Source organism: Mycolicibacter minnesotensis (genome assembly GCF_010731755.1).
Lineage (GTDB): Bacteria > Actinomycetota > Actinomycetes > Mycobacteriales > Mycobacteriaceae > Mycobacterium > Mycobacterium minnesotense.
Genome location: NZ_AP022589.1, coordinates 1,200,197 through 1,218,242, shown reverse-complemented (window position 1 = coordinate 1,218,242; position 18,046 = coordinate 1,200,197). Strand labels below are relative to the sequence as shown.

At 66.4% G+C, this 18,046-nt stretch carries 18 protein-coding genes; 7 read left to right on the top strand and 11 right to left on the bottom strand.

What is annotated here, in order from left to right; all coding sequences use genetic code 11:
- Positions 1–9: 9 nt before the first annotated feature.
- Positions 10–1,191, bottom strand: coding sequence for a 3-ketosteroid-9-alpha-monooxygenase, oxygenase component (locus tag G6N09_RS05860; RefSeq protein ID WP_083027298.1), 1,182 nt, complete (start codon positions 1,189–1,191; stop codon positions 10–12).
- Positions 1,192–1,301: 110 nt separating this feature from the next.
- On the opposite strand from G6N09_RS05860, the gene G6N09_RS05855 reads away from it, so the two are divergent.
- The gene (locus G6N09_RS05855) at positions 1,302–1,838 is read left to right on the top strand and encodes a gamma carbonic anhydrase family protein (RefSeq protein ID WP_083027296.1); all 537 of its coding nucleotides are present in this window, start codon (positions 1,302–1,304) and stop codon (positions 1,836–1,838) included.
- A gap of 103 nt (positions 1,839–1,941) precedes the next feature.
- Here G6N09_RS05855 and G6N09_RS05850 read toward each other — a convergent pair whose 3' ends face one another.
- The 4 genes from G6N09_RS05850 to G6N09_RS05835 form a co-directional block, all read right to left on the bottom strand.
- Positions 1,942–2,352 (bottom strand): nuclear transport factor 2 family protein, encoded by a 411-nt coding sequence (locus G6N09_RS05850; protein ID WP_083027293.1) that lies wholly within the window; start codon positions 2,350–2,352, stop codon positions 1,942–1,944.
- 69 nt (positions 2,353–2,421) lie between these two features.
- Positions 2,422–3,594: a thiolase family protein gene (locus G6N09_RS05845; RefSeq protein WP_083027290.1), complete on the bottom strand. Its 1,173-nt coding sequence runs from the start codon at positions 3,592–3,594 to the stop codon at positions 2,422–2,424.
- Entirely contained in the window at positions 3,594–4,658 is a 1,065-nt protein-coding gene (locus tag G6N09_RS05840; protein ID WP_083027287.1) for a thiolase family protein, read from the bottom strand. The genes G6N09_RS05845 and G6N09_RS05840 overlap by 1 nt, the downstream gene beginning before the upstream one ends.
- Before the next feature lie 8 nt (positions 4,659–4,666).
- Positions 4,667–5,659 (bottom strand): Zn-ribbon domain-containing OB-fold protein, encoded by a 993-nt coding sequence (locus G6N09_RS05835; protein ID WP_083027285.1) that lies wholly within the window; start codon positions 5,657–5,659, stop codon positions 4,667–4,669.
- Positions 5,660–5,717: 58 nt separating this feature from the next.
- Between G6N09_RS05835 and G6N09_RS05830 the strand changes: the two genes are divergently transcribed.
- The gene (locus tag G6N09_RS05830; protein WP_083027283.1) at positions 5,718–6,749 is read left to right on the top strand and encodes an LLM class F420-dependent oxidoreductase; all 1,032 of its coding nucleotides are present in this window, start codon (positions 5,718–5,720) and stop codon (positions 6,747–6,749) included.
- A 16-nt stretch (positions 6,750–6,765) separates the two neighbouring features.
- On the opposite strand, the gene G6N09_RS05825 is transcribed toward G6N09_RS05830, so the two are convergent.
- Positions 6,766–7,491: an acetoacetate decarboxylase family protein gene (locus G6N09_RS05825; RefSeq protein ID WP_083027330.1), complete on the bottom strand. Its 726-nt coding sequence runs from the start codon at positions 7,489–7,491 to the stop codon at positions 6,766–6,768.
- Between the two features lie 28 nt (positions 7,492–7,519).
- Between G6N09_RS05825 and G6N09_RS05820 the strand changes: the two genes are divergently transcribed.
- Positions 7,520–8,749 carry a cytochrome P450 gene (locus tag G6N09_RS05820; RefSeq protein ID WP_109558997.1) on the top strand — a complete coding sequence of 410 codons (1,230 nt, stop codon included), beginning with the start codon at positions 7,520–7,522 and terminating at the stop codon, positions 8,747–8,749.
- Between the two features lie 22 nt (positions 8,750–8,771).
- Here the strand turns inward: G6N09_RS05820 and G6N09_RS05815 are convergent, their stop codons facing one another.
- From G6N09_RS05815 to G6N09_RS05805, 3 genes are all read right to left on the bottom strand, one after another.
- Positions 8,772–9,647 (bottom strand): type IV toxin-antitoxin system AbiEi family antitoxin, encoded by an 876-nt coding sequence (locus tag G6N09_RS05815; RefSeq protein ID WP_083027280.1) that lies wholly within the window; start codon positions 9,645–9,647, stop codon positions 8,772–8,774.
- 107 nt (positions 9,648–9,754) lie between these two features.
- Complete coding sequence (locus G6N09_RS05810) at positions 9,755–10,729, bottom strand: NAD-dependent epimerase/dehydratase family protein (protein WP_083027278.1); 975 nt, start codon at positions 10,727–10,729, stop codon at positions 9,755–9,757.
- Positions 10,729–11,529 carry a crotonase/enoyl-CoA hydratase family protein gene (locus G6N09_RS05805; RefSeq protein WP_083027276.1) on the bottom strand — a complete coding sequence of 267 codons (801 nt, stop codon included), beginning with the start codon at positions 11,527–11,529 and terminating at the stop codon, positions 10,729–10,731. The genes G6N09_RS05810 and G6N09_RS05805 overlap by 1 nt, the downstream gene beginning before the upstream one ends.
- A 69-nt stretch (positions 11,530–11,598) precedes the next feature.
- On the opposite strand from G6N09_RS05805, the gene G6N09_RS05800 reads away from it, so the two are divergent.
- Together G6N09_RS05800 and G6N09_RS05795 are read left to right on the top strand one after the other, a co-directional pair.
- Complete coding sequence (locus G6N09_RS05800) at positions 11,599–13,251, top strand: medium/long-chain-fatty-acid--CoA/3-oxocholest-4-en-26-oate--CoA ligase (protein WP_083027274.1); 1,653 nt, start codon at positions 11,599–11,601, stop codon at positions 13,249–13,251.
- Between the two features lie 64 nt (positions 13,252–13,315).
- Entirely contained in the window at positions 13,316–14,731 is a 1,416-nt protein-coding gene (locus G6N09_RS05795; protein WP_083027272.1) for a WS/DGAT/MGAT family O-acyltransferase, read from the top strand.
- A 3-nt stretch (positions 14,732–14,734) separates the two neighbouring features.
- Here G6N09_RS05795 and G6N09_RS05790 read toward each other — a convergent pair whose 3' ends face one another.
- Both G6N09_RS05790 and G6N09_RS05785 read right to left on the bottom strand, forming a co-directional pair.
- Positions 14,735–16,288, bottom strand: coding sequence for a succinic semialdehyde dehydrogenase (locus tag G6N09_RS05790; RefSeq protein ID WP_083027269.1), 1,554 nt, complete (start codon positions 16,286–16,288; stop codon positions 14,735–14,737).
- Between the two features lie 42 nt (positions 16,289–16,330).
- Positions 16,331–17,131, bottom strand: a complete 801-nt coding sequence (locus G6N09_RS05785) for a serine hydrolase (RefSeq protein ID WP_234807087.1) — start codon at positions 17,129–17,131, stop codon at positions 16,331–16,333.
- A gap of 175 nt (positions 17,132–17,306) precedes the next feature.
- On the opposite strand from G6N09_RS05785, the gene G6N09_RS05780 reads away from it, so the two are divergent.
- On the top strand, positions 17,307–17,504 hold the full coding sequence (locus G6N09_RS05780; RefSeq protein WP_179959877.1) for a DUF6636 domain-containing protein: 198 nt from the start codon (positions 17,307–17,309) through the stop codon (positions 17,502–17,504).
- 52 nt (positions 17,505–17,556) lie between these two features.
- Positions 17,557–18,045 (top strand): Rv1419 family lectin, encoded by a 489-nt coding sequence (locus G6N09_RS05775; protein WP_083027267.1) that lies wholly within the window; start codon positions 17,557–17,559, stop codon positions 18,043–18,045.
- The last annotated feature ends 1 nt before the right edge of the window (position 18,046 follow it).

The following is an 18,046-nucleotide window of genomic DNA, read 5'->3' as shown; positions in this document are numbered from 1 at the left end:
GGTGACGACCTACTCTGCGTTGACGGTTTCTGAAGCCTTTGCGGCCTCCGCTGCCTGCTTTTCCTCTTCCTGGACCCGCAGGTTCTCGGCGACCTCGGCGTTCCACTTCTCGTTGGCCACCGTGGCGTCGATCTCGATCTCGTAGCGGTCGGTCATCTCCGCAGTGACATCGGCAGCGTCGACGTAGAACTGGGAATACCAGCGGCGCAGTTGGTAGACGGCGCCGTCTTCTTCGACCAGCAACGGGTTCTCGATCCGGCTCTTGTGCGTCCAGATCTCGACGTCCTGCAGGAAGCCCTTGCTGACACCGTCGGTCATGGCGTCGGCGATCTTCTCGGTCGTCGCGTCGTCCAGGCCCTTGGGCTTCTGCACGATGACGCCCCACATCAACCGGAACTGATCCTGACTGATCGGGTAGTGGCAGTTGATCAGGATGGACTCGGCCTTGAACCCGCCGTAGGTGTTGTGCAGCCAGTTGATCATGAACGACGGCCCGAAATAGGACGCCTCGGAGTCCAATTCGGAACCGCCGTAGCTGGTGCCCAGGCCGGGGACGTCGGAACGGCCGACGTTGTGCAGGTACTGCGAGGCGATGTGGCCCTCGAAGACGTTCTTGAACGAGGTGGGCAGACCGTAGTGGATGTAGAAGAAGTGCGCGAAATCGGTGACGTTGTCGATGATGTCGCGGCAGTTGGAGTCGATCACCATGGAGTTCCAGCGCCAGTCGGTCCATTCGCCACTGGACCACTCGGCGATCTCAGGGATCCGCACCTCGTCCGGCGGCGGGTTGCCCTCGGGGTCGTTGTACATGAACAGCAGGCCGCCGCGCACGTCGGTCGGGAAGGACTGGGTGCGCGCCACCCGCGGGGTCCGCTTGGAGTAGGGCACCAGCTTGCAGCGTCCGTCGCCGCCCCAACGCCAGTCGTGGAATGGGCAGGCCACCGCGTCGCCCTTGATCTCACCGCGGCTCAGGTCGCCGCCCATGTGGCGGCAGTAGGCGTCGAGCACGTGCAGTTCGCCCTGGGAGTCGGCGAAAACCACCAGCTTGGCGCCGAAGGCATGGATGGAGTGCGGCTTGCCGTCCTGGAAGTCCTTCACCGGGCCCAGGCAGTGCCAGCCGCGCGCGTAGCGGTCCGGCAGTGTTCCGGTATCGATGTGGCGGACGCCGACCTCGGCGTTGTCAGTGCTCACCTGTTGCCTCCAACCCTCTGCTTCTAACTAGAACACGTTACAGTTTTGACACGTGTTTGCGCAATAAACCCTGCTGGTTCGGGGTCTTTGGTCCCTGGTATATGTGATCGATGCAGCTGTTCTCCTTCAACGGTCGTTCGCCCAAGGTCGACCCCACCGCGTTCGTCGCTCCCACCGCCACGCTGATCGGTGACGTCACCATTGAAGCGGGAGCCTCAGTGTGGTTCGGCGCGATCCTGCGCGCCGACGACGCGCCGATCGTGGTGCGTGAGGGGGCCAATGTCCAGGACGGCTCGGTGCTGCACGTACCGCCGGGCGTACCGGTGGACGTCGGCCCGGGCGCGACCATCGCCCACATGTGCCTGATTCACGGGGCCAACATCGGCGCCGAGGCACTGATCGGCAACCACTCCACCGTGCTCGACGGCGCGGTGATCGGCGCGCGCAGCCTGATCGCGGCCGGTTCGACGGTGCTCGCCGGGACGAAGATCCCGGACGGGGTGCTGGTGACCGGCGCCCCCGCCGTGGTCAAGGGGCCGATCGCCGGGACCGGTGCTGAGGTATGGATCAACGCCAACCCGCCGTACTACCGCAATCTCGCGCAGCGCTACCGCGAAGGAATGAAGCCGGTTGAACTAGGCGGGTGATGCAGTTGTCGCCGAGCGTGTACTCAGACCGAGAAACTCGCCGGAAAATCGGTCTGATGACACGTTCGGCGCGGGTTTTCGGCGCCGGTCCGAACTGGCCTGTTTAAACGGGCTTGGCGGTCTTGGCCGCGCGATCCAGTTCCCAGTAGGCGCGCAGGGCGACCAGTTCGCCCTTGTCGTTGGCCCGGTAGGTGAACACGCCTTCGGTGACGATCTGGTGTCCGCCCAGGGTGATCGTGATGTTGCCGGTATTGGCTTCCTCATCGCCGCACTGGAAGGTGTCGGAGAAGTTGAACTCGATCTTGTCGGTGCCCGCGATCGCCTTGTCCCAGAAGGCCGAGATCTCGTCGCGGCCGCGGTGGCCCTTGCCCTCGGGGTCGAAATGCGACGGCCCGATCGGGTCCTGCACGATCGCGTCGTCGGCGAAGTTGGCCAACCAGGCTTCCTTGTCGCGGGCAGCTACGGCGTCACGGGAGCGCTTGCCTGCGACGTGGGCGGGGTGATCTGCGTTCATGCGGGTGTCCTCCTCAGTTGGCGGGCTTGATGCGTCGGTCCAGCTTCGGCTCTCCTTCGTCGACCCTCGCTAACCGCCGGGCTTGTCGGCACCGACAACCCACATCGAGTAGTACTGCGAGCCGCCGCCATAGGCGTGACCCAGCGCCTTGCGGGCATTCGGGACCTGGTGGTCACCGGCCTTGCCCATCACCTGGATCGCCGACTCGGCGAAGCGGATCATGCCCGAGGCGCCGATCGGGTTGGACGACAGCACGCCGCCGGAGGCATTCACCGGCAGCTTCCCGCCGATCGCGGTCTCGCCCGCCTGGGTCAGCTTCCATCCCTCGCCAGGCGCCGCAAAGCCCAGGTTCTCCAGCCACATCGGCTCGAACCAGGAGAACGGAACATAGATCTCTGCGGCGTCGATCTCGTCGATCGGGCTGGTGATCCCGGCCTGCTTCCACAGCGCAGCAGCTGCGTCACGGCCTGCTTGCGGATTGACCTGGTCGCGCCCGGAATAGGCCAACGGTTCGGTGCGCAGCGAGGTTGCGTGAATCCAGGCCACCGGCTCGCCGGCGTCGATCCTGGCCTGTGCTGCGGTCTCGTCGCCGATCACGAGCGCACAGGCACCGTCCGAAGACGGGCAGGTCTCGTCGAAGCGGATCGGATCCCACAGCATCTGGGATGCCATGACCTTCTCGACAGTGATGTCGGGCTGGTGCAGGTGTGCCAACGGGTTGCGGGCGCCGTTGAGCCGGTCCTTGACCGCGACGATCGCACCGATGTCGCTCGGCGCACCGGACCGGCGGATGTAGGCCCGCACGTGCGGCGCGAAGTAGCCGCCAGCGCCGGCGCCGACCGGCTTGGTGAACGGTACGGGGATGCTCAGCGCCCACATGGCGTTGGACTCCGACTGCTTCTCCCAGGCCATCGCCAGCACCCGCCGGTACTTGCCCGACTTGACCAGGCTGGCCGCCACAACTGCGGTCGAGCCACCCACCGATCCGGCGGTGTGCACCCGGATCAGCGGCTTGCCGGTGGCGCCTACGGCGTCGGCCATGAACAACTCGGGCATCATCACGCCCTCGAAGAAGTCCGGAGCCTTACCGACTACCACCGCATCGATGTCGTCGAACGTCGAGCCCGAATCGGCCAGCGCACGATCGATGGCCTCGCGCACCAGGCCGTTCATCGACACGTCCTGGCGCTTGGCGACGTACTTCGTCTGCCCGGTGCCCAACACCGCAGCGAGTTCGCCCATCAGTTGCGTCCTTCCATGACTGCGACCAGGTTCTGCTGCAGGGCAGGTCCGCTGGTGGCGTGGGCCAGCACCCGGCCCGCCGAACCATTGAAGATGTGTCGCGCGGCGAAGCCGATGCGCTCCAGACCCGCGACGAACATCGGGTTGGCCGCCAGGGCGCCGCCCGAGGGGTTCACCTTCGTCTTCGACGGCAGCTGCATGGCTTCGGTCAGAATCAGGTGTTGATGGGTGAACGGCGCGTGGATCTCAGCGACGTCCACCGCGGGCATGTCGTCGCCGGTCGCCGCTCGAGTCGAGGCGGTGGTCGACGGGGAGCGGGTCAGGTCCCGGCTGCCCAGCACCGGAGACTCGATGCGGTGCTCGAATCCAGTGATCCAGGCGGGGTTTTCGCACAGTTCGCGAGCCTTGTCGCCCGCGGCCAGAACGATCGCGGCGGCGCCGTCGGTGATGGGTGCGATGTCGTGCCGGCGCAGCGGGTCGGCGAAGAACGGGCGCGCCAGCAGCTCGTCGAGGTCGGTCGACGACTCCACCGAGTCCACCCGGTCGGACGCGGCAAACGAATCCATTGCCACCCTGGCCATCTGCTCGCGGGTCCACTGACCGCCGTCCAGTCCGAGCCGGGCCTGCAATGCTGCGATCGAGACCGCATCCGGCCACAACGGAGCGACGGTGTAGGGGTCGGTCTGCAGCGCCAGGATCCGGCGCAGCTGGCCGGCCGAGGATTTGCCGAAGCCGTAGGCCAAGGCCGTGTCGACCTCGCCGGTCAGCACTTTGATGTAGGCCTCATACAGCGCCCATGCGCCGTCCATCTCCACGTGTGACTCGTTGATGGGCGGGACCGCGCCGATCGAGTCGATCGCTGAGATGAAGGAAAATGCGCGTCCGGCAAGGTAATCCGACGAACCCGAGCACCAGAAACCGATGTCGGTCTGGGCGATCCCCAGGTCGGAGTACAACTGAGCGAAACACGGCATCAACATCTCGACGCCGTTGGTGGTGCCGTCGGTGCGGCGAACGTGCGGGGCGTGGGCGAAACCCACCACCGCGACATCGCGTTGCGTCATGCTGCCCCTCACAGGTGATGCTTGTAGGTGTCGTAGTCGGCGTCCGGTTCGCCGGTCGGCCGGAAGTATTCGATGTTGTCGATGCCCAGGCCCCACTCCTCGCGGGGCTTCCACACCGCAGCGACGCGCATACCCATGCGCACCTCGTGTGCGTCGATGTCGGACACCAAGTGCAGGAACGGGATATCGGCACCGTCGAGCAGCACATAGGCGGCCACGTACGGCGGCTTGATGCGCTGCCCGGCGAACGGGATGTTGATGATGGCGAACGTCGTCACCGTGCCCGTGTCCGGCAACTCGACGAAGTTGTCCAGCGGCAGACCGGTGGCCGGGTCGGCTTCCTTGGGCGGGAAGTACAGCTTGCCCTCGGTGCCGGTGCGGGCACCCAGCAGCTTGCCCTCCTGCAGGGCGCGCAGATACGCGCTCTCGGGAAGCGATGCGGTGTGCTGGATCTCCAGGCTCGACGGGATGACCACCATGGTCACCGGGTCGCGCTCATCGGGGGTGTCGGCTACCGGTTCTGCCTCCTCGCCGATCGCGAAGTAGGCGATGTCGGTGATCGCGCCGACGGTCTCCTCGGCCCAGTGTGCGTGCACCCGGGTGCCTGCGCTGATGGCCTTGGAGCTCTCGGCCGCCACGGCGTGCAGCAGCGGCACATCGGCGCCATCGAGCTTGATCAACGCCCAGGCGAACGGGGTGTCCAGCGGCTGGCCCTCCAAGGGCTCCGGCTGCCACGACCACGAGACCACGGTGCCCACACTCGCCACCGGTACGATCTCCGTGAGCTGTTCGTAGCTGACCGGGTCGTACTCGGCCGGCGGTACGTACACCCGACCGTCGGATCCCCGGACGCCGACAATGCGGCGCTCGCGCAGAGCGGTGAAGAACGCTCCCAGAACTGGGCCGACTGAACGTGTGTAGTCGAAGGACAACTTCAGCGGCGCAGAGAGGGGCGGTTCATGCTCATCGATCTGCGCGCGGGTGCTTTGGCTGGCAGTCACGGCATCGAGTAGAACAGGTTCTAACAATGGTGGCAAGCAGGCGAGCGAGGAGCCAAGGATGAAGCTGGGACTGCAACTCGGATATTGGGGCGCGCAGCCGCCTACCAACCACGCCGAACTGGTGTCCGCGGCTGAGGATGCGGGATTCGACGCCGTCTTCACCGCCGAGGCATGGGGCTCCGACGCCTACACGCCACTGGCCTGGTGGGGTTCGTCGACGTCGCGAGTTCGGCTGGGCACCTCGGTGGTGCAGCTCTCGGCGCGGACCCCGACCGCCTGCGCCATGGCCGCACTGACGCTGGACCATCTCTCCGGCGGCCGCCACATCCTGGGCCTGGGCGTCTCCGGACCGCAGGTGGTGGAGGGCTGGTACGGCCAGCGTTTCGGCAAGCCGCTGGCCCGCACCCGGGAGTACATCGACATCCTGCGCCAGGTGTGGGCCCGCGAGGCCCCGGTGACCAGCGCCGGCCCGCACTACCCGCTTCCGATCAGCGGCGAGGGCACGACCGGGCTGGGCAAGGCCCTTAAGCCGATCACCCACCCGCGTCGCGCCGACATCCCCGTGATGCTCGGCGCCGAAGGCCCGAAGAACATCGCGCTGGCCGCCGAGATCGCCGACGGCTGGCTACCGATCTTCTACTCCCCGCGGCTGGCCGGCATGTACAACGAATGGCTCGATGAGGGCTTCGCCCGCCCGGGTGCGCGCCGTACTCGGGAGACCTTCGAGATCTGCGCGACGGCCAACATCGTCATCACCGAGGACCGCGCCGCGGCCTTCGCGGCCATGAAGCCCTACCTGGCGCTCTACATGGGCGGCATGGGCTCGGAAGAGACGAACTTCCATGCCGAGGTCTACCGCCGGATGGGTTACGCCGAGGTCGTCGACGACGTGACCAAGCTGTTCCGCAGCGGACAAAAGGACAAGGCCGGCGAGATCATCCCCGACGAGTTGGTGGACGACGCCGCGATCGTCGGCGACATCGACTACGTCCGTAAGCAGATCAAGGTCTGGGAAGCCGCGGGCGTCACCATGATGGTGGTCACCGGCCGCAGCACCGAGCAGGTCCAACAGCTGGCCTCGCTGGTTTAGGTCCGCCGGGAGCCGGCTAGCGACCCACCACGTCGGCGTCACCGAAGGTCATTTCGACGCGGCCCACGGTCGATGACATCATCGGCCGCTTGGGCAGGCCCAGTGCGGCCAGCTCACGCGCGTACGGGTGAGTTCCCAGGTGCAGCGTGGTGCCACCCAGCGCCCCGCTGACCTTCGAAATTCGCATCTCCCAAGGCACTTGGCGGGTGACCCCGTCGAGGTGGCTGAACGCCTGGAGGACCCGCGGCCTGGACGTGAACAGACTGGGAACCGGCAGACCACGACTGAACTCCATGGTGGCGATGTGCTGGCCGTCGGCGGCGACATCGAAACCCAGCTGCCGATCGTCACGAACAGTGAAGTCCGCCATGATCTTCGGGAATCCCCAGATGGTGCGCCCGGCTTCGAGCGTGAACTCCTGGTCGACGGGCAGGTGGTGGATGAAGGCGCCGGCGGAGCCCAGTGCCCGCCAGCCGCTTGCCTCGGTGCCCGGCGGGTTGACCATCACCGCCGTGCCGAATTCCAGATACCGGCCGAGATCGCCATCGATGTAGCGGGCCAGCATCAGATTGACCACGGCACGTCCCGGCTGCTGCTGGAAAACCTGCAGACCGCTGTAGTCGATCATCTCCTGTGCGGCGTCGGCGGGGACCGAGAACATCGCGGAATGCACATCCGCGTGACGGATCCGGACGGGCATGGTAAGCACAGTGCCAGCGATGGTGTGCTGTGAAAGAGCCATGACTCCCACTGTAATCCGGAGGACGCCCATGACCGAGGTAATGGCCGATGCGATACCCGCGACCAAGCCGGATGTTGACCTGACCGACGGCACTTTTTACGCCGACGGGGGCGCTCGCGGCGCCTACTCGTGGATGAGGGCGCACGAGCCGGTGTTCCGGGATCGCAACGGGCTGGCTGCCGCGTCGACCTACCAGGCGGTGATCGACGCCGAACGTACCCCGGAGGTGTTCTCCAACGCCGGTGGCATTCGCCCCGACCAACCGGGCTTCCCGTACATGATCGACATGGACGATCCCTCGCACTTGTTGCGGCGCAAACTGGTCAACTCCGGGTTCACCCGCAAACGGGTGCACGCCCAGCTGCCGTCCATCGAGACATTGTGCGACACGTTGATCGATGCGGTGTGTGAGCGAGGCGAATGCGATTTCGTCCGCGACATCGCCGCACCGCTGCCGATGGCGGTGATCGGCGACATGCTCGGTGTGCTGCCCGAGCAGCGCGGCATGCTGTTGAAATGGTCCGATGATCTGGTGTGCGGGCTGAGCTCGCATCTGGACCCGGCATCGGCCACGTTCCAGGCCGTGATGGAGGCGTTCAGCGCCTACACCGCCTTCACCATGGACCTGATCGGCAGGCGCCGCGCCGAGCCCGCCGACGACCTGTTCTCCATCTTGGTCAACGCCGAGGTGGACGGGCAGCGGATGAGTGACGACGAGATCGTTTTCGAGACGCTGCTGATCCTGATCGGCGGAGACGAGACCACCCGCCACACGCTGTCCGGCGGCACCGCGCAACTGCTGCGCCACCGTGAGCAGTGGGACTTGCTGCAACGCGAACCCGACCGGCTGCCGGTGGCGATCGAGGAGATGCTGCGGTGGACCTCGCCGGTGAAGAACATGTGCCGCACCCTGACCCGCGACACCGAGTTCTATGGGACGGCGCTGCGCGAAGGCGAGAAGATGCTGTTGCTGTTCGAGTCGGCCAACTTCGACGAATCGGTTTTCGACGAGCCGGAACGATTCGACATCACCCGAGACCCCAACAGTCACTTGGCATTCGGGTTCGGTACGCATTTCTGCCTCGGCAACCAGCTGGCCCGGCTGGAGTTGCGGCTTATGGCACAGCGGATCTTGCAGCGGCTTCCCGACCTGCGATTGGCGTCCGGTGACGCGTTGCCGCTGCGACCGGCGAACTTCGTCAGCGGGCTGGAGTCGATGCCGGTGGTGTTCACTCCCAGCGCACCGGTCCTGAACTGAGCCGTCTTCGCCGAGCGTGTAATCAGACCGACAAACCCGCCGGGTTCTCCGTCTCAGTGCACGTTCGGCGCTGCCAGGCATCTCTGACTCGTCCGATGATCCCGGCTTCGGTGTCTTCGCGGGTGATCCGCAGGTCGATCCAGCCGAGGCCGGTCACGGTTTCGTGCCGGCGGATGTCCCTGGTGAACTGCGATCGGCTCGTGCGGTGATGGTCGCCCTCGTAGTCGAGGCCGAGTTTGATGTCCTCCCAGCCCATGTCCAGTACGGCAACCAGTTGTCGCCAGGTGTCGAATACCGGGAGCTGGGTCTGCGGGGGCGGAAAACCCGCTCGGAGGAGCAAGAGTCGCAACCACGTCTCGCGGGGTGACTCGGCGCCGGCGTCGACGAGTTTCAGTGTCTTTCGAGCGCGCTGGATGCCACGACGACCTGGATAGCGTGCGGCCAGCGCCTCGACGTCTTCCAGCTCGAGACGAGTCGCGCGAGCCAGGGCGTCGATGGCTGCGATGGCCCTGGCGCTGGGATAGCGGCAGGCCAGGTCTAAGGCGGTGCGTTCGGGGGTGGTGACCCGCATGCCTTCGAGCAACTGAACCTCGTCGTCGGATTTCCGATCGGACCACGTCTTCACGCCGCGGGGCGGTCGGCGGCAGTCATAGAGCAACTCGGCCGGTGCGCGGTCCTCGACCCACTTCGCACCGTGCAGGGCGGCGGCGGACTGTCCGGCGATGACCCCGCGGCGTCGTGACCACAGCCAGGCGGCTTCGGCCCGCAGCACGGCGGTGAGCTGGGCGTCTCGCGGCGCGTAGACGTTGGGGTGCACGGCAACGAACCGGCTGCTCAGCGCGTACTTCGATACCCGATTTCCCGCGACGGCCTCACTGCCGATAAAGAGCTCTGGCATGCCGGGAGTCTGCCCGTGGGCTCCGACACCGTCGCACAGCTACTCCGAACGTGTACTGAGACCGAAAAATCCCCCGAAAAGTCGGGCTGATTACACGCTCGGCGGCGTCAGTGCGCCCGCAGTGACTCGATGATGGCCGCCGTCGGTGAACTCCACTCCAGGCCCAAATCCGCCAAGGTGGCCGAGTCGTCGGTCGGGGTGGCCGAGGTCAACAGCCACGCAGCCTCGTAGCTCAGGGATTCGGGCAGCGGTAACAGCTTGCTGGCCAGGTCGCTGACTCGGCCGATGCCCTTGAAAATGCTGGGCGCAATGGGGATTCGCCGCACCGGCTTGCCCAGGCCCTGCTCCACCGCGGCGATCATCTCGGCGAAGCTCACCATGATCCCGCCGCACAGGTAGCGGTGTGGGCCGCGGCCGGGCCGCATCAGCGCCGCGTGCACCCGGCCGATGTCACGGACATCGACCATCGCCATGCCGCCGCGCACCACCGGCGCCACCCGATATTTCACGATCGGTGCCCAGCCCCGCTCGGTGACGCCCGGAGCGGTGTGAAACGCCGGGCCGACGACGCTCGAAGGATAGGTGACCACGACCGGGGCGCCCTCGTCCTGCAACCGCCGGGCCACCCGCTCGCCGTAGGCCTTGGTGCGGGCATACGCGCTGCGCCCTGGCACGGTCGGCGAGTCGGGGCCGATGATCCCGTTCGGCGGGGGGAACAGCGCGCTGTAGGAGCTGACCGACACCACCGGATCCAGACCGGCGGCCGCGGCACGCGTCAAGATGGCTTCGGTCGCATGGGCGTTGATGTCCCACATCAGCTTTTCCATGCGGTCGTTGGTGCCGACCACCCCGGCCGCATGCAGCACCGAGTCGCAGCCGTCCAGCAGCGCCGCCACCACCCCGGTGTCGCGGATGTCGCCGTCGAGCACCTCGAGTGCCCCCAGCTCGCGCAGTCGGGGAATGACGGGCTCATCGCCGCAGCCCGGGGCCACCAGCAGCCGTACCGAGTGGCCGGCGTCCAGCAAAGCCTTGACCGTGTGGGCGCCGAGGTAGCCGGTGCCGCCGGTGACTGCGACCCGCATCAGCGGTTCTTGAACTCCGGCTTGCGCTTCTCGGCGAACGCCCGGGGGCCTTCCTTGGCGTCCTCGCTCAGGAACACCTTGATGCCGATCTTGGTGTCGATCTTGAAGGCGTCGTTCTCGTGCAGGCCCTCGGTCTCGTGGATGGTGCGCAGCATGGCCTGCACCGCCAGGGGCCCGTTGTTGTTGATCTGCTCGGCGATCTCCAGCGCTTTGGTCAGCGCCTGGCCGTCCTCGACCAGGTGGCCGATCAAGCCCATCTCCAGCGCCTCGGCAGCGGTGATGTGGCGGCCGGTGAAGAGCAGGTCACAGGCCATGGTGTAGGGAATCTGACGCACCAGGCGCACCGCGGAGCCGCCCATCGGGTACAGGCTCCACTTGGCCTCGGAGATGCCGAACTTGGCGCTGCGTCCGGCGATGCGGATGTCGGTGCCCTGCAGAATTTCGGTCCCGCCGGCAATAGCCGGACCCTCGACCGCGGCGATCAACGGCTTGGTAAGGCGTCGGCCCTTGAGCAGGCCGTCGATGCGCGACGGGTCGTAGCTGCCGTCTTTGAACGAGTCGCCCGGCGCCTTCTTGTTGGCCGCTTTGAGGTCCATGCCCGCGCAGAAATAACCTCCGGCGCCGGTCAGAATGCACGAGCGGATCTCTTCGTCGTTGTCGACGCGGTCCCAGGCCTCGACCATGATGGCCAACATTTCGCCGGACAGGGCGTTGCGCGCCTCCGGCCGGTTCAGGGTCACGATCAGGGTGTGTCCCCGCTGTTCAACGAGGGCGTGGGGCTGATCTGACGACTCGCTCACCGGCGTCCGCCTTTCCGGGTTGGAACCTCGACTTGAAATCGAAATGTAACACGTTCTAGTTTGTGTGTTGTGGCCCTCAACATTGCTGACCTAGCTGAACACGCAATCGACGCCGTGCCGGATCGGGTTGCCCTGATCTGTGGAACTGAGCAGCTGACCTACGGGCAGCTGGAGGAGAAGGCCAATCGGCTGGCTCACTACCTCATCGACCAGGGCGTCAAGAAAGACGACAAGGTCGGTCTGTACTGCCGCAACCGCAACGAGATCGTCGTTGCGATGCTCGGCATCATCAAGGCCGGCGCCATCCTGGTCAACGTCAACTTCCGCTACGTCGAGGGCGAACTGCGTTATCTGTTCGACAACTCCGACATGGTCGCGTTGGTGCATGAGCGCCAGTACTCCGACCGGGTTGCCAACGTGCTGCCGGACACGCCGAACGTCAAGACCATCCTGGTGGTCGAGGACGGCAGCGACTTGGACTACCAGCGCTACGGTGGCGTGGAATTCGAGGCCGCGCTGGAACAGAGCTCGCCGGAACGTGACTTCGGGCCGCGCAGCGAAGACGACATCTACCTGCTCTACACCGGCGGGACCACGGGTTTCCCCAAGGGCGTGATGTGGCGCCACGAGGACATCTACCGGGTGCTCTTCGGCGGCACCGACTTCGCCACCGGCGAGCCGATCGCCGACGAGTACGGCTTGGCCAAGCAGGCCGTGGCCAACCCGCCGATGGTCCGCCACCCGATTCCGCCGATGATCCACGGCGCCACCCAGTCGGCGACCTGGATGTCGCTGTTCAGTGGCCAAACCGTGGTGCTGGCACCGGAATTCGACGCCGACGCGGTGTGGCGCACCATCCACGACCACAAGGTCAATCTGCTGTTCTTCACCGGTGACGCGATGGCGCGCCCGCTGTTGGACGCGCTGCTGGCACATCAGGACGCCGGTAACGAGTACGACTTGGCGTCGCTGTTCCTGCTGGCGTCCACCGCGGCCCTGTTCAGCCCGAGCATCAAGGAACGGCTGCTGGAACTGCTGCCCAACCGGATCATCACCGACTCCATCGGTTCGTCGGAGACCGGCTTCGGCGGCACCAGTGTGGTGGCCAAGGGTGAGGCGCACACCGGCGGGCCGCGGGTCACTATCGACAAGAACACCGTGGTGCTCGACGAGGACGGCAACGCGGTCGAGCCCGGTTCAGGTGTGCGAGGCATCATCGCCAAGCGCGGCCACATCCCGGTCGGCTACTACAAGGACGAGAAGAAGACCGCCGAGACGTTCCGCACCATCAACGGTGTGCGGTACGCCATCCCGGGCGACTTCGCACAGGTCGAGGCCGACGGGTCGGTGACCATGCTGGGCCGCGGGTCGGTGTCGATCAACTCCGGAGGCGAGAAGATCTACCCCGAGGAAGTCGAGGCCGCCCTCAAGACCCACCCCGACGTCTTCGACGCGCTGGTGGTCGGGGTGCCCGACGCCCGGTACGGCCAGCACGTTGCCGCGGTGGTGCAGGCGCGCGGCGATGCCCGGCCCACGCTGGACGAGATCAACGCCTGCGCGCGTACCGAGATCGCCGGCTACAAGGTGCCCCGAAGTCTCTGGTTCGTCGACGAGGTGAAACGGTCCCCGGCCGGCAAACCCGACTACCGCTGGGCCAAGGAACAGACCGAGGCCCGCCCCGCAGATGAGGTGCACGCCAAGCATGTGGCGGCGGAGAGCTAGATTCGCCGGATCTTTTGCCGGTGAGCCGCTCCCAGCGAACCGGTGTCCGGGCTAGTCTCTTTCGATGCAGCGACTTTCGGGCGTCGACGCCGCGTTCTGGTCCGGCGAAACGGCGGGCTGGCACATGCACATCGGTGGGCTGGCGATCTGCGACACCACCAACGCGCCGAACTACAGCTTCGAGCGAGTTCGTCAGCTCCTGATCGAGCGGCTACCGCAACTGCCGCAGCTGCGCTGGCGGGTCAGCCCTTCCCCGTTGGGCTTGGACCGCCCGTGGTTCGTCGAGGACGAGCACCTCGACATCGACTTCCACCTGCGACGCATCGGCGTTCCCGCCCCGGGCGGGCGGCGCGAGGTGGAAGAACTCGTGGGCCGGCTGATGTCGTACAAGCTGGATCGCTCGCGCCCGCTGTGGGAGATGTGGGTGATCGAAGGCGTCAGTGGCGGGCGGGTCGCCACCCTGACCAAGATGCATCACGCGATCGTCGACGGGGTTTCTGGCGCGGGGTTGTTCGAGATCATGCTGGACGTCACGCCGGAGCCGCGCCCGCCGGAGCCGACCCCGATCGGGTCGTCGAACGGGGCCATCATGCCCAGCTACGAGCGCCGCGTCCTCGAAGAGCTGGTCAATGTCGCGGTCAAGACGCCCTACCGGATAGGGCGCCTGCTGGAGCAGACCGTGCGCCAGCAGATCGCCACGGTGGGACTGGGGCTGCCTCGCAAGCCGCCGCGCTACTTCGATGCCCCGGTGACCCGGTTCAACGACAGCGTTTCGCCACATCGGCGGATCAGTGCCGCGCGCGTCGAGCTGGCCCGGATCAAGGCCGTCAAGGACGCCTACGGGGTCAAGCTCAACGACGTCGTGCTGGCCATGGTCGCCGGTGCCGTCCGGGACTATCTCAGGGAGCGCGGCGAGCTGCCGGACAAGCCTCTGGTGGCCCAGATCCCGGTGTCGACCCGCACCGAGGAGAGCCAGGGTGAAGTGGGCAACCAGGTCAGCTCGATGACCGTGTCGATGGCGACCGACATCGAGGGAGCGGCGCAGCGGCTCAAGACGATTCATGCCAGTACCCAGAGTGCTAAGCAGATGGCCAAGGCGCTCTCGGCGCACCAGATCATGGGGCTGACCGACACCACCCCGCCCGGGTTGGTACAACTGGCCGCCCGCGCCTACACCGCGACCGGGCTTTCGCACCGTCTGGCGCCGATCAACCTCGTCGTCTCCAACGTTCCGGGGCCGCCGGTTCCGATCTATATGGCCGGCGCGGAACTGGAATCGTTGGTGCCGCTCGGCCCGCCGGTGATGGATGTGGCGCTGAACATCACCTGCTTCTCCTACCGCGACCATCTCGACTTCGGGTTCGTGACGACGCCGGAGATCGCCGAGGACATCCACAAGATGGCCGACGCGATCGAACCGGCGCTGGCGGAGTTGGAGCGCGACATCGACCGGGGGAAGAACCGGACCGGTCGGCGCTGAGCGCTACCGACCCGGTAGCGCCTGTATCACCCGGATCATCGGGGTCAGCATCTTCTGCCACACCGGGCCGGAGATGCCAGGCGGTGGATCGAGATTCAGGACCCGGGCAGTGGAGACGGTCTGCGACTCGGTGTACTTGAGAATCCCGTCGGCGCCGTGGCGGCGGCCCACCCCGGAAGCCTTCATGCCGCCCATCGGGGCGGCGACGCTGCCGAACGCCAATGCGTAGCCCTCGTCCACGTTGACCGTGCCGGACTTGATGCGCGCCGCGATCGCCTCACCCTGTGATTTGGTGGCGGCCCAGACACTGGCGTTGAGTCCGTATTCGGTGTCGTTGGCTTTGGCGATCGCCTCCTCGACATTGTCGACGGGATAGATGGAGACCACCGGTCCGAACGTCTCGTTGCGTGCGCACTCCATCTCGTCGGTGACGTCGGCCAGCACCGTCGGCTCGTAGAACAGCGGCCCGATGTCGGGGCGGGCATTGCCACCGGCAATCACCTTGGCGCCCTTGGCCTTCGCATCGTCGACATGGTTCGAGATGGTCTTGACCTGGTCTTCGGAGATCAAGCTGCCCATGTCAGCGGTGAAGTCGTAGGCGGCCGAGAGCTTCATCTCGCGTACCTGCTCGGCGAACTTCGCGGCGAACTCCTCAGCGATGTCACGCTCGACGTAGATGCGCTCGATCGAGATGCACAGCTGCCCGGCGTTGGAGAAGCAGGCACGGGTGGCGGCCTTGGCGACCTCGGCCAGGTTGGCGCCCTTGGTGACGATCATCGGGTTCTTGCCGCCCAACTCCGCGGAGAAGCCGATCAGACGGGAACCGCACTGCTCGGCCAGGGTGCGGCCGGTGGCGCTGGAACCGGTGAACATCAGGTAGTCGCACTGCTGGACGATCGCGGTGCCCACCACCGAGCCCGGCCCCGGAACCACGGCGAACAATTCGCGGGGCAGGCCCGCCTGATACAGCAGCTCGGCGTTGGCCAGTGTGCAATAGGGGGTTTGACTGTCCGGCTTGACCACCACCGCGTTGCCGGCCAGCAGCGCGGGGATGGCGTCGGAGATCGACAGCGTCATCGGGTAGTTCCATGGTGCGATCACCCCCACGACGCCCTTGGGGTGGTGATTGATCACCGTCTTGACGATGCCGGGCAGCAGACCGGGCACTCGCTTGGAGGCCAGCAGTTTGGTGGCGTGGCGCGCGTAGTAGCGCGCGTTGAGCATGATGTCGAGGATCTCTTCCTGGGCGGCTGAACGCGCCTTGCCGGTCTCGGCCTGGCAGACATCCATCAGAAAGTCCCGGTGGGCGATCACCAGGTCGCGGTAGCGCTCGATGATCGCGCTGCGCTCCTTGACGCTGCGCGCCGCCCAGGTGCGCTGGGCCGCGCGGGCCTTGGCGAACGCCGCCGTCACGTCCTCGGCGGTGCCCACCGGGATCGTGGTCAGGGGCTTACCGGTGAAGACTTCGTCGATGGTCTTCGACTGCCGAGCGCCAGCGTCGTCGATGGCGGACAGCTGACGAAGGCGATCGAAGTCGGCGGCGGATGGGGCGGGCATGGGTATCTCCTACTCGCGGGTAATACAGCGTTAACGGCCAACCTACCCGGCGCAGCGACCACCCGGTAGCTCGGCGGCGTGCGCGCTGAGCCACTGGGTCAGCTGGTTGAGCGCCGCGATCCCGGAGTTGAGGCTGCCATCCTTGGGCTCGGCGGCCAGCGCCACGGCGAGCGAACCGGACGGGGTGCCGACGATGCCGAACTGACGCACCAGATAGCCGCCGCCCTGGCCTGGACCCCAGCCGCCCTTGGTCGGTGCACCGATGCTGGCCAGTCCCCAGCGTTGGTCGGGAACGGTGTTGCGCATCAGGCTGACGACTGGGGTAGCCGCGGGCATACAGGGCAGGTGTGCGGCGAACACGGCCTGGCGGGCCAGCGGCCACTGGGTCTGGCCGAAGGCGCTGAACTCGGGCCGCAGCCGCCGGGACTCGACTGCGGTGCCGGTGTCGCCCCCGGCCCGAAGGACGGCCTGCACCTGCTGAGCGGCCTGGGGTGCCGGCCCCAGCGAGGACCACAGCTGCTCGGCGGCATCGTTGTCTGATGCCGTGACGGCCCGGGCGGCCAGTTCTTGGGCATTGGGGCGGTTGGCGTGCAAGGCCGCGATGGCCAGCGGGACCTTGATGGTCGACCAGGCGACGCCGTTCTGCAGGGATCCGAGCGTGCCCACCTGATTCTGGCCGACCGGGGCGTAGGCGATACCGACGTTGCCGGGGATGGTGTTGGCCAGCTGCGTGAAGCTGACCTGTAACGGCTCCGCAGTGGCGGGCGAGGCCGGCAAAAACGGGGACGCCAGGGTCAATACGGCGGCCAGGACTGCGACGAGCGCGCGGCGGACTGCAGACATTGATTCAGTATTGCGCGCCGATTGCCCGGACCGGGGGTGGCGCGGCGGGTCGCCGCTGAGGTGGACAGTCGGACGAAATCGCGCACCTTTTTTCCCAGCGCGACTAGGGTCGCGACATGAGACCTTCCCGCGCCCGCCGGACTGTGCGAGTCAGACCGGATATGGGCAGGGCATCGTGCTCGAGGTCCACTGCAAGCCCGCGTTCGTCTGCGCCGGCGACACCACCTTCGGTGGTGATGCGCGAGTACTGCACTACGGCGATCGTGAAGCGACGACCGGCTATACCTGCGTCAGCGAGAAGTCCGGCATCCGCTGCGAGAACCGAGACGACCACGGATTCGTGATCAGTCGGGAATCCTACGAACTGTTCTGATCGCAGGTGGTGGAGGCACACGGTGGACGGTGCCAGACAGAGGGAGAGAACAATGCGTCGGTTGCCGTTGATGGGCAGGCTCGGCCGAGCAGGTGTCGTGGCCGCCACGCTGCTGTGTGTCGCGGTGGGTATCGCCGGTGTGGCTGCCGCTGACGAACCGGTCCAGTTGACCAGTCGGCTGGGCGACTTCTGCCTCGACGCCCCAAGCGGGGACTATTTTGCCGCGGTGGTGATCAACCCGTGCGCGGACACTGACTCCCAGCGCTGGTACCTCAACGGCAAGCAGCTGCAGAATGTGGCCTTCCCCGGGGGATGCCTGATCAATCCGGCGGTGGTTTCGACCGACGGTGCCATGTTCGCGCACCTCGGCCCGTGTGTCGGAATGTGGCCCCAGAATTGGAATATCGACCCCAATGGCCAGGTCAAAAATGACACGGGCTGGTACTGCCTCACTGTCCTGGGCCCACCGGGACCGGGGACGTGGGTCTCCGCCCGCTACTGCAACGGCGATCCGAGCCAAGGCTGGGACGTCACCGCCTGAC